We start from the raw sequence: 14,685 nt of genomic DNA, 5'->3' as shown, positions 1-14,685 counted from the left end.
GAATTTTAGGTATTTTGATAAATGAAGTAGAAAAATTTAATTTCGTAAATTGGAATTTGGGGCAAACATTTTTTGGGTTAAATTTAGAAAGGGGTGGGAGGGAAATGTAAAATTTGATGAGGTATGCCGGCGTAATATTATAGCGACAGCCTAAAAAACTATCTTTAAGATATATGCTATATTTGCATATATAAATCATCATCAGACACCGATAAAAACGTGCTAAAAAGCGTTTAAGTTTTTGCTTGATTTAAGCAAGATTTCACTACAATCAAATCTTAAATTTAGATTTTCAAGCTATCATTTCGCAAAAATTAAGGAAAATCATGCAACCTATTTTTACGACCCAAATCACCAAATTTAAAGGCGCGCAAAAAAGCGCCGTTGATGATATTTTGGTGCGCGAGATCAAGCTTGAGATCTACATAAACGGCAAGCGTTTCGGCGCGCTCATGGCGACTCCGACCGATCAGGAGGCTCTGGCTGTGGGCTATCTCATCAGCGAAAATTTGATCGCAAGCCCTGAGGATATCGAGAGTATAGAGCTCTCAAGCGACGCTTTAAGCGTGCGGATAAAGGCTAAAATAAACGAAAAACGCCTCGAGCAGTTTGACGAGGAAAAGGTGATAATCAGCGGCTGCGGGCGTAGCTCAACGGCAAACATCGACCCTGAGGCTATGGCGGCGCGTTCCATAAAGGCCGACGTCAAATTTAACAAAGACGAAATTTTGCGTCAGATGGGGCAGTTTTACACGCAGTGCGAGCTTTACGAGATGACGGGCTGCGTGCATACGGCCAAGCTTTTCGTGAGCGGCGAACAGTTTTACATCGGCGAGGATATCGCCCAGCACAACACGATAGACAAAGCCGTCGGCAAAGCGGTACTAGCAGGAGTGCAGCTGCAAAATTCGTTTTTGATGGTAAGCGGGAGGCTAAGCTCTGAGATGGTAGCAAAGGCTGTCATGCACGGCATCCCAGTGCTCGTCTCGCGCACGGCTCCGACTAGCCTTGGCGTCGTGATAGCGCGTAAATTTAACCTCACGCTATGCGGCTTTGCTCGCGGCGAAAACATAAACGTGTATAGCGGCGCGGAGAGAATCTATGAGTGAGCAAATCCAGGAACTGATCGCAAAACTGTTAAATCCAAAAGGCAGGCTAGACTGCGGAGCGGCGTTTAAGATCGCCTCAAAGCTAGGCGTAGAGATCGGCGAGGTTAGCGACGAGGCCGAAAAAATGGGCGTAAAGATCGACAACTGCGAGCTAGGGCAGTTTGGCGGTCTGGAAAACGGACGCGGCAAATACACCGTGATGACGCAGCTAAAACAGATGACCGACGAAAAGGGCAGGATACTGTGCAAAGACGCTAGAGACGCGGCTGCGGGCGTGGGGCTAAAGACGATCCGCTCGACGCTAAAAGACTATAAAATCGACGTAAAATACTGCCAGCTGGGGTGTTTTAAGGAGAAGAAAGGAAAAAAGATGAGAGTAAAAACCAAAACTTGGATAGAAAACGACGAGGGCGAGCTGATCTTCGGTAAGGGCAAAACCGAAGTCCTAGACGTCATCGCCGAGGTCGGCTCGATCTCAAAGGCCGCCGAAATCCTAGGCATGAACTATAAAAAATGTTGGAATCATCTGCAAATTTTGCAAAAAAATCTAAAAGAGGAGCTCTTCACCACCAAACAAGGCGGCGGCGAAAACGCCGGCACGACGCTAAACGAGCGCGCACATGAGCTCATAAACGCCTATAGGCAGCTACAAAACGATATCGAGGACTTTGCGGATAAGCGCTTTAAGGAGCTGTTTTTGAAAAAAGACGGCGAGAAAAAGGACTCGGCCAAAGACGACGCAAACGATAAAAAGAAATAAAACCATATCAAATTTAAGGGAGAAAAAATGTACGTAAAACTAAACGATAGGGTCTATCTAAACAAAGATAAGATCACTAGAATAAAGGTAGATAGCGTCCAAGACGGTATCAGGATTCGCTTCTACGAGGGGCAAAATCAGGTCGCTAAAAGCGGACGCTTCGAGAGCGAAGCAAAAGCTATCGAGTGGCTAGAGAAAAATTTTATAAATAAATAAAATTTCCGTCTCTCGCAAAGGGTCGCGAGCCTCTGCGGCTAGCGTCTCTTTGCCTTAAAAACTCGCAAAGAACGTTAAATTTGCCGCTTGGCGGTTAAAATTCTAATTTTTAAATTTAGCGCTTAAGTTTCCTCCGAAACGAAGTCGCCGCAAGCAAATATCCGCGCAAAAAATCAAAAATCGCTTTTAAAATTTCAGTTTTTGTTTTGTAAATTTTAAGCTCGCAAACGACGCGAGTAAATTTGACCGATAAATCAAAAAGCGTCCTCATCGTTGCTCAAATTTGACTGCGTCTCAAGGCTAAATTTATCTATTTTCCGCGCCAAATTTTACGCGCGAATATCTTTTAAATTTCAGTAAATCGCCGCGCGGCAAGTTTTATACAGCTAAGCGCAAATTTGAAATAATAGCCCGCAAAATTAGCTTCAAATTTCCCAGAAAAAGCCCTAAATTTGCGAAAATTTACTATAATTACCGCATCAAATTTAAAGAGTAAAAATGGCAAATTTAGACGAAATACGAAAAAATATCATCCTAAAACCGGGCGTGCATTATTTTGATTTCGCGGCTTCGGGGCTTGCCTACGAGCCCGTAGAGCGCGAGATAGCAGACGCTCTCAAAACCTACGCCAACACCCACTCCGATAGTAGCTCTAGTGCCATCATCACGCAGCGGCGCTATGAGGGCGCGCGAGAGAGCCTAAAAAAGCTACTTGGGCTTGACGAGCGGTTTTGCCTCATCGCCTGCGGGCAGGGCGCGACGGCCGCGATCAAGAAATTTCAGGAGATACTGGGCATCTACCTGCCGCCTGCGACCAGAGGCGCGATCGGCGAGGCAAATTTACGCACCGCGCAGCTTCCGCTCGTGCTCGTTTCGCCCTACGAACACCACTCAAACGAGCTCAGCTTTCGCGAGGGGCTTTGCGACTACCTGCGCGTACCTCTTAGCGAATCTGGCGAGATCGATCTGCTAGCACTTGAGCGCATACTGAAGATTAACTCCGGACGCCGCATCATCGGCTCGTTTAGCGCCGCCTCAAACGTCACGGGCGTCGTCAGCGACTACAAAAAGATCAGCGAGCTAATCAGAGCCGCGGGCGGCATCGTGGCCTTTGACTGCGCGGCGCTGAGCTCGCACGCAAATTTAGACTGCGATCATTTCGACGCGATTTTCCTCTCGCCGCATAAGCTACTCGGCGGAGTCGCAAGCTGTGGGCTTTTGGCGATCAAAAAGGAGCTGCTTAACAGCGACGTGCCGACGTTTGCCGCGGGCGGGACGGTCGCCTACGCCAGCCGCGAAGGGCATGTGTTTTTGAAAAATCCCGAGCAGCTAGAGGAAGGCGGTACGCCGCCCATCATCGGGCTAATGCGAGCAAATTTAGCCTACGCGCTGCGAAACGAGGTGGGATTTGAGAGGATAAAAAGCGCAGAGGACGAGCTAGTGCGGCTTTTTGAGAGCGAGCTTGATAGTATAGACAAGGTCATAAACTACGCTCCAAAGGGCGCTCCGCGGCTGCCGATATTTTCTTTTAACGTACGCGGCGTCTCGGCGTATGATTTCGCCGCAAGCCTTAGCAACGATTTCGGTATCCAGACGCGCGCGGGCGTGATGTGCGCGGGCCCGTACGCTCACGATCTGCTGGGTATCAAGGAGGGTCGTATGCCAGAAGCCAAGCCCGGCTTCGTGCGCGTGAGCCTGCACTACACGCACACCGAGCAAGACGTGCTATATCTAGTTGGCGCGATAAAATCCTGCATCAAAAAGCACCGCGAGCTTTGGGGCGAGGAAAAGGCGATGTATGAGATGTTCGGCGGGAAAATTTAAATTTTAGCGGGTTAAATTCGGCTCGCGAAAAGGTCAAATTCTAGCAAATCAAAAATACGCGGTCAAATTTGAAATTTTACGCCGTAAAGATGCGGGTTTGGGTGGTCAAATTTGATTAAATTTAAAAACTGAAAAGAGTAAATTTAAGAAAGAAAAAGGGCGCAAAGCGCGCCCAAATTACGCAAATTTAAGCCATAAATTCGACTCAAATTTGCGCGTAAATAAAATTAGTTCTTGCGAGTATTCGCGTCAGGCGTGAAAAGCGGCTTATTTAGCAGCTTAAAGTCGCCGATAAATTTCTGACCCTCTTCGCTCGTCGCCCACTCGATAAATTTATTCGCGTTTTCGATGTCGGCCTTAGCGCAGTGCTTCGGATTTACCGCGATTAGCGAGTAGAAGTTCTTTAGGTCGTTGTCGCCCTCGTTGATGATAACCATCTCAGGCGCGCCTTTTTTGGTGTCCTCGTACTTGATGTAGGTGCCGCGGTCGGTGAAAGTAACGCCCTTTTGCTCGGCTGCTGCGTTGATAGTAGCTAGCATGCCTTGGCCGGTTTGCATGTACCAGCCGTCTTTTTCAGGCACTTCGCCGACGATTTTTTTCCAGATACCTTTTTCTTTGTTGTCGGTGCCTGATTTGTCGCCGCGAGAGAAAAATTTGATATTCTCTTTTTTGATTAGCTCAAAGCTCTCTTTTATGTCCTTGCCTTTAAATTTATCTGCGATCGATTTATCGGCGATGACGACGAAGTCATTGTACATTACGGCTTTTCTCTCAACGCCAAAGCCCTTTTCTACAAATTCTTTCTCAACTTTTGGCGAATGCACGAAAAGTATGTCCGCATCGCAGTTTTCGCCGAGTTTCAAGGCCGCTCCGGTGCCTACCGCCGTCCATTTGATATCGACACCGGTTTTTGCCTTATACGCAGGATAGATCGCGTCTAGTAGTCCCGTATTATCGGTGCTGGTTGTGGTTGCCATGATAAGTTCGCTATCGCCCGCAAACGCCAAAACGCTCGCAACTAGCGAGCTTAATATTACTTTTTTCATTTTTCTCCTTTTTTAAAAAGTATGCTATTATAGCACATTAAATTAACCTTAGAAATATGCGGAGAAAGAATATTTGGATTTTTTATTAAACGGATTTTTGGAGGCCTTTAGGCTGCTTTTTAGCGGCGACGAGGAGACGTATTCGGCGATCAGGGCGACGCTTTACACTTCGAGCGTTTCGATATTTTTTGCGATTTTAGTCGGCTTTCCGCTTGGATTTACGCTGGGATTTTACGATTTTCGCGGACGGCGAGTATTACGATTGCTTAGCGATACGGCGCTTGCGATGCCCACCGTTGCGATCGGGCTTATTTTATACGCGTTTATCACGCGAAACGGGCCTTTTGGCGAGTTTGGACTGCTTTTTACGCTAAAGGCCGTGATGCTCGGTCAGTTCGTGCTGGCTCTGCCTACCATCGTCTCGCTAAGCGCTAGCGTCGTGGAAAACATGGACAAAAAGCACTATCTAACCATCCTAAATTTACGCCTGAGCGCGCCTAGGCTCGTTGGCTGCGTGCTTTACGAGCTGAGATACGCTTTGATGGTGGTCGTAGCGACGGCGTACGGGCGCATAGTAGCCGAGGTCGGCGTAGCGATGATGATCGGCGGAAATATCAAATACTTCACCCGCACGATCACGACTGCGGTGTCGCTGGAGACGAATAAGGGTGAGTTTGCGATGGGTATCGCGCTTGCGTTGGTACTTATCTTTATCGCGTTTGCCGTAAATTTGACGATACACGCGCTAAAAAGGCTAGATAAATGAAATTTGATAAATTTAGAAAATTTACGCTCGCAAAATGCGGGCTAGGCGTGTCAAATTTGAGCTTTTTTATAAATTTAACGAGAAAGGTGCGCAGTGATAAACGTTAGAAATTTACGCCTAAACTACGGCGCGAGCGAGATTTTAAACATCCCGCGCCTTGATATCGACGTTAGTAAAATCACCGCGCTAACGGGCAGCAACGGCAGCGGCAAAAGCACGCTGATGCGAGTGATGTCGTTTTTACAAAAGCCCACTAGCGGCGAAGTGCGGCTGTGGGGAAGCAGCGCGCCGAGCCTAAATTTACTGCGCGACGTTAGCGTTTTGTTGCCAGAGCCCGCGCTTTTAAAACGCTCCGTGAGGGAAAATTTTAGAGCCGTTTTAAAAAGCCGCGGAGTGCTGGCGGAATTTGAGCAAAGGGCGAGCGAGGCGTTAAATTTGGTCGGACTTGACGAGAGCTTTTTAAACAAGCGCCACTTTGAGCTTAGCTCGGGGCAGACGCAGCGCATTAGCTTTGCATTAAATTTGGTGCTTAGATCGCGGCTTTATCTACTCGACGAGCCGACAAATAGCGTGGACGTGGGCACCTCAAAGCTGTTTGGCAAGGCGGTGCTTTATATGCGGCAAAGATACGGCTGCGGCTTTGTGATCGCTAGCCACGACGACAAATGGCTAAGCGCGGTCGCCGAAGAAAACGTCTTTTTGCACAAGGGTCGCGTGTGCGAATTTGAGTACAAAAACATATTTGACGCGCAGAGCGGGGTTTTAAAATTTGACGAAAACGCGAGCATAAATTTGCCGCAAAATTTACGTAACGCCGTAAAGATCGCCGTAAATCCAAGCAAAATAACGCTAAGCAAAACGCCGATGGAGGGCTATCTTGAAGGTATCTTGCACTCGGTTTCGCTCTATCTTGGCAAAGATCTTTTGGTAAAAATCAAAATTGGCGACTTTTTGATAAAAACCATGGCGCCTAATTCGCAAAATTTTAACGTCGGCGAGAGGATTTATTTTAAATTTGACGAAGGAGCGTTTTTGGGGCTTGAATGAGCCTCAAATTTTGCAAATTTCGCTCCAGGTTTTAAATTTAGGCTCGTTTAGCGCCCGTTAAAATAGCCTAGTTAAAAGTAAATATCAAAATAAAGCGTAAATGCAAGATATATGTGTAAATTTCATATTTCTTTTATCCCCTAAAATTCGCTATAAGTAATATGCAATTAAGGCATATTTAAGCGTATATTAATTTTTTTGATTTAATTTTTTTTAAGTATAAGAAATAAGCCAAAAAGTAGTATAGTTTCACAATCGAGAAAAATCTCAAAAAATAGACAAAAATGATAAAGGAAAGCTATGACTAGCAAGGGCGAATTTGCGGCGGGACGCGGGCTTTATTACTCGCTATTTTCGCATTTTTTCGTTTTTAGCCAAGGCGATGATAGATTTAGCGGCGTAAACGCGATGCTAGGCCTTGCCTCGGCGCACGCTCTAAACGAAGAATCGGCCGCCGCAATAATGCGCATTCAGGCAAAATTCGACGAAAAAAATCCGCAAAATTTAGCGGATGAATTCGATGAAATTTTCCACGCTCCGCCAAGTCCGCTTAGAAACTCGCTGTCGTACTACGACGAGGGCTACGAGGTCGGGCATGCCTGCGCGAAAGTGCGTAAAATTTTAGCTCGCACCGACCTTAGGCGAGATGAGGCTAAATTTAAAGAAAACGAAGACAACGTGGGCTTTGTGCTTGCGCTTATGAGCGAATTTATCGCGCGAGAGAGCGAGCTGGAGCTATACGGCGAGCTTGAGGAGCAGCTTTTTAAAGAGGTCATAAATCCAAACATCGACGAGTTTATAGAGAGTCTTTTTAATCACGAAAGTAGCGAAATTTACAAAGACGTTGCGGTGCTACTGCAGGGATTTGTTGAGTTTGAGCGCGTAGTTTTAAGCGCGCCGCGTCCTATAAATCAAGGCGAAAACAAAAAGACTTTGGACGGAGTTTCAAGATCTGAGGCCATAAGAAGACAAAAAAACAGAGTAAGAAAGCTAAAAGCTATGGAGGAAGAAAATGCAAAAAAATAGGCGAGAATTTTTAAAAAAGGCGGGGCTAGTCGGCGCGGTAGCGGCTACGGCCGGAGTAGCGACGGCAGCGGCGTCAAACCTAAAATACGGTAAAAGCAAAAAGACCGAAGTACTTTATAAAAGAAGCAAAAACTGGGATCTATACTACGAACAAGCAAAATAATAAAATTTAAGAAAGGATAAATATGTCTGAGGCAAATTTACGTCTTATGCCCCACTTAAACGCAGTCGGGCGAAGATCGTTTTTAAAAATGGCTGCGCTAGCTGGCGTAGCGGGCGGCATGAGCGGACTGGCTGCTAGCGGCGTAACTAGAAGCGCCACAAAAGAAGAGATGGCAAATCCGTTTCCAAACTCTAAAATCGTAAAAACTATCTGCACGGTTTGCTCCGTTGGATGCGGAGTGCTAGCCGAGGTAGAAAACGGCGTATGGGTGCGCCAAGAGGTAGCCCAAGACCACCCCGTAAGCGCTGGCGGCCACTGCTGTAAGGGCAGCGACGTCATCGATATGGTGCGCTCTCACTGCCGCGTGAAATACCCGATGAAAAAAGTCGGAGGCAAGTGGAAACGCATCAGCTATAAAGACGCACTTGACGAGATCGGCGCCAAACTAAAAGCGTATCGCGAGAAAAACCCTGAACAAGTGATGTTTCTAGGCTCTGCAAAAGATAGCAACGAACAAAGCTACTACATCAGCAAATTTTCCGCGATGTTTGGGACGAACAACCTAGATCACCAAGCTAGAATTTGACATAGCGCAACAGTCGCCGGTGTGGCGAATACGTGGGGTTATGGAGCTATGACTAATCACCTTGGAGATATCCAAAACGCGAAGTCTATCTTTATAATCGGCGCAAATCCGGCTGTAAATCACCCGGTCGGCTTTAGGCATTTTCTAAAAGCGAAGGAAAATAACGGCGCGAAGCTGATCGTGGTCGATCCAAGATACACGAGAACGGCTGCAAAGGCTGATTATTTCGCTCAAATTCGCCCGGGCACGGATATACCTTTCATGTATGGCATGATGAATCTCATCTTTGAAAACGGTTGGGAAGATAAGAAATTTATAGATGACCGTACGTACGGCATCGACGAGATCCGCAAAGAGGCCGCAAAATGGACGCCCGAAGTGGTCGAAGACGTGACCGGAGTACCTGCTGCAACGCTAAAAGAGATAACGGAAGTTTTCGCTAAAAACCGCCCGGGATCGGTCGTTTGGGCGATGGGTCTAACTCAGCACACCATAGGTAGCTCAAACACTCGTATCGCTCCGATCTTGCAACTAGTACTAGGAAATATGGGCGTATCAGGCGGCGGCTGCAACATCCTGCGCGGTCACGACAACGTCCAAGGCGCTAGCGATATGGCAAACGCGCCAGATAGCTTGCCCGGATACTACGCTAAAAACGAAGCCACGTGGAAATACTTCGCTAAAATGTGGAAAGTGGACTACGAGTGGCTACAAGGAAATTTCGTAAAACCAGAGTGGATGTTTAAGCCGGGATTTACCCTAGCTCGCTGGTGGGCAGGCGTACTTGACGGCAAAAACGGCAATGACCCGGTTGAAAACGCAGGCGATAGCCTAAAAGCCCTAATCGTCATAGGCAACGGTATCACCTCGACAGCTCAACAGGCAAAAGTGCAGGAGGGCCTTGACGGCCTTGAGCTTTTGGTGCTACTTGATCCTTTCGTAAACGACGCGGGCATTATAACAAATAAAAAAGACGACGTCTATCTACTGCCTGCGGCGACGCAGTTTGAGGGTAGCGGCACGGTCGTGGCCACAAACCGCAGCGGCCAGTGGAGAAGCCAGGTCGTAGAGCCTTTGTTTGAGAGTATGCCCGATCACGAAATTTTATTTGAGCTTGCAAAGAGAATAGGCTTTTACGACGAGCTAACTCGCACGATCAGAGACTCCGAGGGCAAGATCGAGTGGCCGGAGGCTGCTACTCGCGAGATCTCTAACATAGTAAAAAGCATCGGTCTAACGGGCTGGACTCCGGAGCGTCTAAAACGCCATCAAGCTAACTGGGATAAATTTGACGAAAAAACGCTAATGGGCAAAGAGGGTACCGAGGTAGCTGGCGAATACTACGGCTTGCCGTGGCCTTGCTGGACGGAAAAGCACCCTGGCAGTCCAAATTTATACGATATAAATAGGCCGGTAATGCAAGGCGGTATGGGCTTTAGAAACCGCTTTGGCCTAGAGCATAACGGCGTAAATCAGCTAGCGGCCGACGGTAGCGCGCCTGTAGGCGGCGCTCAAAGCGGCGGATATCCGGAGATCAAAAAAGATAACATCGAAAAGATACTAGGCATCACGCTAACTGATGAAGAGCGCGAAAGAATGGGCGCTACGTGGGCGACGGACGCTAGCGGTATCATTGCAGAAAAATGTATGGAAAAAGGCATCGCTCCGTACGGCAACGCAAGAGCCAGAGCTGTAGTTTGGACCTTCGTCGATCAGATACCGCAGCACAGAGAGCCTATCCACTCGCAGCGCCAAGACCTTGCTCAGAAGTATCCGAGTTTTGAGGATAAGCCGAATCACTACCGCGTATTTACGAAATATAAGAGCTTGCAGCTAAGTAAGGACTTCTCGAAAGAATTCCCGATAAATCTAGTTACGGCTCGTCTCGTAAACTTTAGCGGTGCGGGTATGGAGACGCGCGCTAGTATGTATCTATGCCGCATCACGCCTGAGATGTTTGCGGATATCCACCCTGAGCTTGCGGTTAAACACGACATTAAAAACTGGGATTTCGTATGGATTCATTCGCCTGAAGGCACGAAAATCAAGGTACGCGCTAGAATCGTACCGTCGGTCAAGCCTGATATGATTTTCTTGCCGTTTCACTGGGCGGGACACATGCAAGGCGTCGATATGACGGGTAATTTTCCTGACGGCACGAAGCCTTATGCGGTAGGCGAGAGCGCAAATACCGTCACCAACTACGGCTACGATATAGTCACTCAAATTCCAGAAACAAAAGGCGGTCTATGCCGCATAGAAAAGGCGTAAAATGAGCGAATTTAACGATAATAATAGACTTAAATTTTACTGCGACGACGATAGATGTATCGACTGTAACGGCTGCGCGGTGGCTTGCGACGAGGCTCACGAGCTGCCTCTTGGTATCCGCCGCCGCCGCGTCATCACGCTAAACGAGGGCGTGCCAGGTAAAGAGATATCAACCTCGATAGCTTGCATGCATTGCGAGGACGCTCCATGCTCGCTCGTTTGCCCGGTCGATTGCTTTTATATCAGAGCTGACGGCGTCGTACTACACGATAAAGAGATATGCATCGGCTGCGGATACTGCTTATACGCGTGTCCGTTCGGCGCGCCTCAGTTCCCGCGCGAGGGGGTATTTGGCGCAAAAGGCTCGATGGATAAGTGCACGATGTGCGCAGGCGGTCCTGAGGCGACAAATAGCGAAGTAGAGCGCGAAGAGTACGGTCAAAATAGAATTTCCGAAGGCAAAGTACCGGTTTGTGCGGCGATGTGCTCGACAAAAGCGCTGCTGGTAGGCGAATCGGCGATGATAGAGAAGATCTACGGCGACAGAGTCAAGGCTCGCGGCTACGGCTTTAAAGACCTAAAACAAACTCCGACCTGGAAGCTCGCCTACTATGCTGGCGACAGGCTAAAATACAGCTTCTAAATTTATCCGCTCCGCTCGCTTCGGCGGCGGATAATCTCATCAAATTTGACGCGTTTTGTCTGCGTCAAATTTGACTCATGCCTTTTTAGCTTCATTAAATTTTACACGGTAGTTCGTCAAATTTGAATGCAGGCAAATTTAAAATAAAAATGGATAAATTTTAGCAGAAAAAAGGGCGGTCTTCCGCCCTAAATTTACGCCCTTACAGGCGACAAATACGGATTTGCCGAGTGCATCGACATCTCGTTTTGCTCTCTAAATTTGATAAATTCCTCCTCGCTTAGACGCCTGATATTTGCTATCGTCATCTTTAGCGGCGTGATGCCTGAGAGCGGATCGGGATCGCCGGCGTTTGCTAGCTCGTTACCGTCGGCCTCGCTGTAGTGGAAGGTCGTAAATATCGTGCCTTCTTTTAGATCCGGATTTACTCGCAGTTTGGCGGCGATCTGACCGCGTTTGTTTTGCACGAGCGCGTAGCAGCCTTCCTCCAGCTCCCTCTCGCGAGCGATATCCGGGCTCACCTCTATGAGCGCGCCCTCGACGCCTGCGCCGTATTCAAGAGCCGGACACTCTCTCGTCATCGTACCCGTGTGGTAGTGATAGACTTTGCGTCCGGTCGTAAATAGGCACGGATATACCTCGTCGGGCACTTCGCTAAGCGCGCCGCTACCGACGGGATAGCCATCCGGGATATTCATCTTGGCTCTAAATTCGGCCTCGGCTTTAGCGCGCTCCTCTTTATCGTCTACGTAAAGCACCGGCGCGAAGCGGAATTTACCGCCAGGCAGCATGGACTTGTGATCTGCGTAAAGCACGGGCGTACCTGGGTGCTCTTCGCCTGGGCACGGCCAGCTGATACCGCCTAGTTTGCCTAGTCTATAGTAGCTGATACCGCCGAAAAATTTAGGCATAAGCTCTCTTAGCTCGTTCCAAATTTGCTCAGGGCTCGCAAAATCAAACCCCTCTAGCCCCATGCGGTTTGCGATGTTGCAAACGACCTTCCAGTCAGGCTCCACGCCGCTAACGGGTTCGCTAGCTTTGCGCGTGCGTTGGACGCGGCGAGAGGTGTTGATAAAGGTTCCGTCCTTTTCGCCCCAGCCCGCGGCAGGCAGCACCACGTCGGCCTTGTGCGCGCTCTCGGTAAAGAAAAGATCCTGCACGATAAAGCAGTCTAGGTGATGCACGGCGTGGACGAAGTGCTCGGTCCAAGGATCGCTCATTACGGGGTTTTCGCCGTAGACATAGAGGACTTTTAGCTCGCCTTCGTCTATTTTATCGGGTGCTTGCGTTAGCTTAAAGCCAGGAACTGGATTTAGCTCAAAGTGCCATACTTTGCGCGCTTGCTCCTGCGCGTAAGGGCTGTTTACCGCGCCTGCCGGGATGACGTTAGGCAGCGCGCCCATGTCGCATGCGCCTTGGACGTTGTTTTGACCGCGCAGAGGATTTACGCCAGCGCCCTTTTTGCCCAAATTTCCGGTTAAAACGGCTAAATTTGATAGCGAAAAGACGTTTGACGTGCCGTCGCTAAACTGCGTGATACCCATCGTGTAGCAAATCGCCGCCGCGCCTGCTTTAGCATACATTCTAGCCGCCTCTATGATGAGCTCTTTTTTTATACCGGTTTCGCACTCGAAACGCTCAGGCGTAAAGTCCTTAACCGCTTCTTTTAGATATTCAAATCCCTCGGAGTATTTCTCGATAAATTCGCTATCTTGCAAATTTTCGGCGATGATTACGTGCATCATCGTATTTAGCGTTTTGATATTCGCTCCGATCGGGATTTGCAAGAAAATATCGGCTTTTTTAGCCATATCGGTGCGCTTTGGATCTACGACGATCATCTTCGCGCCTCGCTGAAGGCCGCGCTGCATCTGCATAGCGATGATCGGGTGGCACTCGCTCGTGTTGGTACCGATGAGTAAAAATACGTCCGTATCGGTCGCAAATTCGACTAAATCGTTCGTCATCGTTCCGTTTCCTAGCGTGCTGGCAAGACCTGCCACTGTAGGAGCGTGTCAAAGACGGGCGCAGTGATCGACGTTGTTGCTGCCCTGGGCGCGGAAAAATTTCTGGAAAACGTAGTTGTCTTCGTTATTTGAGCGCGCAGAGCTAAAGCCCATGATCGAGCTTGGGCCGTATTTTGCGACGGTTGATTTAAATTTATCCGCGAGGAAATCATAAACCTCCTCAAAACTCACTTCTTCAAGCTCGCCGCGCTTGTCGTAGACGCCGTTTAGCTTTCTCATCATCGGTCGGCTTAAGCGTTTAGGAGAGTTTACGAACTCCCATCCGAACATTCCTTTTAAGCAAAGCTCGCCGTCGTTTACGTGGTGGTCTTTGCTAGGTTTGGCATCTACGATTCTACCGTTTCGCACGATAAGATCGATGCCGCAGCCCGTACCGCAATATGGACAGGTGGTCTTTACGATCTCTTCCATTTTCGCTCCTTTCTGGTATTACTGAAATTTATGAGATTATTATACAACGGCAAATATAAATTTAGTTTTAAAATTAGTATAAAATTTTAAGAATTATTTAAGTAATATGCAAATTTAGCATATTACTTTTTAAATTTGTAAAGCATAATATGTGGCTCATATTGTACTTCGGTACAATAGATTTTTGCATAGAATATATGTATAATCCGCCCGTAAATCAAAATTTATACTAAGGAAAACAATGGCAAACAAAGTAGGTATCATAAAAGATATAAGCGGCGGCGCAGCTACGGCGGTAGATAGTAGCGGTAACAAAAGAACGCTAAACATAGGAGACGTGGTATACTTAGGAGAGGTTATAAAGACCGATAGCCCTACTGCAAAAGTAGTAATAGAGCTAAATAACGGTAAAGAAGTCGCTCTCGTGGGCGAGGATACTTTGTCGCTTGATCAAAGTGCGGTAATTAACGAGGGTTTCGGCGGTGAAGCCGTAGCCGACGTTTCTGCTATTCAACAAGCCCTACTTAACGGCATGCAGCTTCAAGATTTGGAAGAGACTGCTGCGGGCGGCGGCTCTGTCGCTTCTTCTGACGGCGTTAGCTTGAGCCAAGTTTCATTTTTACAAGGCGGACACATATCTAACGTTAATGCTATGTACGGAAATTTAGACAACGCGGTAAATAATATAAATCCGTATCAATTTACTTCCGGCGTTGGTGGCAGCAGACCAGACCTTACAACCACTTCAGCTCCGATCGTTACTATAACCGAAGATACTAATAACGACGGA

At 47.9% G+C, this 14,685-nt stretch carries 13 protein-coding genes; 11 read left to right on the top strand and 2 right to left on the bottom strand.

The genetic code is table 11. The features are described 5' to 3' along the window. Window positions 1–326: 326 nt before the first annotated feature. The 4 genes from fdhD to RWM02_RS10245 all read left to right on the top strand — a co-directional run bounded on the left by fdhD (window position 327) and on the right by RWM02_RS10245 (window position 3,909). Window positions 327–1,109, top strand: a complete 783-nt coding sequence (gene fdhD, locus RWM02_RS10260; protein ID WP_314071957.1) for a formate dehydrogenase accessory sulfurtransferase FdhD — start codon at window positions 327–329, stop codon at window positions 1,107–1,109. Further along, window positions 1,102–1,869 (top strand): winged helix-turn-helix domain-containing protein, encoded by a 768-nt coding sequence (locus RWM02_RS10255; RefSeq protein ID WP_314071955.1) that lies wholly within the window; start codon window positions 1,102–1,104, stop codon window positions 1,867–1,869. The genes fdhD and RWM02_RS10255 overlap by 8 nt, the downstream gene beginning before the upstream one ends. Before the next feature lie 27 nt (window positions 1,870–1,896). Beyond that, a complete protein-coding gene (locus RWM02_RS10250) occupies window positions 1,897–2,085 on the top strand; it encodes a hypothetical protein (RefSeq protein WP_004320751.1) in 189 nt (62 codons plus the stop codon). Window positions 2,086–2,583: 498 nt separating this feature from the next. After that, entirely contained in the window at window positions 2,584–3,909 is a 1,326-nt protein-coding gene (locus tag RWM02_RS10245) for an aminotransferase class V-fold PLP-dependent enzyme (RefSeq protein ID WP_314071949.1), read from the top strand. Window positions 3,910–4,136: 227 nt separating this feature from the next. Here RWM02_RS10245 and tupA read toward each other — a convergent pair whose 3' ends face one another. After that, window positions 4,137–4,955: a tungstate ABC transporter substrate-binding protein TupA gene (tupA, locus tag RWM02_RS10240; RefSeq protein WP_314071946.1), complete on the bottom strand. Its 819-nt coding sequence runs from the start codon at window positions 4,953–4,955 to the stop codon at window positions 4,137–4,139. Window positions 4,956–5,028: 73 nt separating this feature from the next. Here tupA and tupB point away from each other — a divergent pair, with 73 nt between their 5' ends. The 6 genes from tupB (at window position 5,029) to fdh3B (ending at window position 11,457) form a co-directional block, all read left to right on the top strand. After that, window positions 5,029–5,721, top strand: coding sequence for a tungstate ABC transporter permease TupB (gene tupB / locus RWM02_RS10235; RefSeq protein WP_314071944.1), 693 nt, complete (start codon window positions 5,029–5,031; stop codon window positions 5,719–5,721). A 93-nt stretch (window positions 5,722–5,814) separates the two neighbouring features. Then, window positions 5,815–6,768 (top strand): tungstate ABC transporter ATP-binding protein TupC, encoded by a 954-nt coding sequence (tupC, locus tag RWM02_RS10230; protein WP_314071942.1) that lies wholly within the window; start codon window positions 5,815–5,817, stop codon window positions 6,766–6,768. 300 nt (window positions 6,769–7,068) lie between these two features. Then, window positions 7,069–7,794: a TorD/DmsD family molecular chaperone gene (locus tag RWM02_RS10225; RefSeq protein WP_314071939.1), complete on the top strand. Its 726-nt coding sequence runs from the start codon at window positions 7,069–7,071 to the stop codon at window positions 7,792–7,794. Then, window positions 7,781–7,957 carry a twin-arginine translocation signal domain-containing protein gene (locus RWM02_RS10220; RefSeq protein ID WP_009496297.1) on the top strand — a complete coding sequence of 59 codons (177 nt, stop codon included), beginning with the start codon at window positions 7,781–7,783 and terminating at the stop codon, window positions 7,955–7,957. The genes RWM02_RS10225 and RWM02_RS10220 overlap by 14 nt, the downstream gene beginning before the upstream one ends. 46 nt (window positions 7,958–8,003) lie before the next feature. After that, window positions 8,004–10,814: a molybdopterin-dependent oxidoreductase gene (locus tag RWM02_RS10215; RefSeq protein WP_314071962.1), complete on the top strand. Its 2,811-nt coding sequence runs from the start codon at window positions 8,004–8,006 to the stop codon at window positions 10,812–10,814. A gap of 1 nt (window position 10,815) precedes the next feature. Continuing rightward, the gene (gene fdh3B / locus RWM02_RS10210) at window positions 10,816–11,457 is read left to right on the top strand and encodes a formate dehydrogenase FDH3 subunit beta (protein ID WP_122861815.1); all 642 of its coding nucleotides are present in this window, start codon (window positions 10,816–10,818) and stop codon (window positions 11,455–11,457) included. Between the two features lie 194 nt (window positions 11,458–11,651). On the opposite strand, the gene RWM02_RS10635 is transcribed toward fdh3B, so the two are convergent. Continuing rightward, window positions 11,652–13,895, bottom strand: a complete 2,244-nt coding sequence (locus tag RWM02_RS10635) for a molybdopterin oxidoreductase family protein (protein WP_390887765.1) — start codon at window positions 13,893–13,895, stop codon at window positions 11,652–11,654. Between the two features lie 241 nt (window positions 13,896–14,136). Between RWM02_RS10635 and RWM02_RS10195 the strand changes: the two genes are divergently transcribed. Beyond that, window positions 14,137–14,685, top strand: a 549-nt coding sequence (locus RWM02_RS10195; RefSeq protein WP_314071932.1) for a retention module-containing protein, incomplete at its 3' end; no start/stop codon positions are given.

Origin of the sequence: Campylobacter showae (genome assembly GCF_963515975.1) — a bacterium.
Lineage (GTDB): Bacteria > Campylobacterota > Campylobacteria > Campylobacterales > Campylobacteraceae > Campylobacter_A > Campylobacter_A showae_F.
The sequence above is the reverse complement of the archived record's forward strand: the minus strand, read 5'-3'. Positions and strand labels throughout refer to the sequence as shown.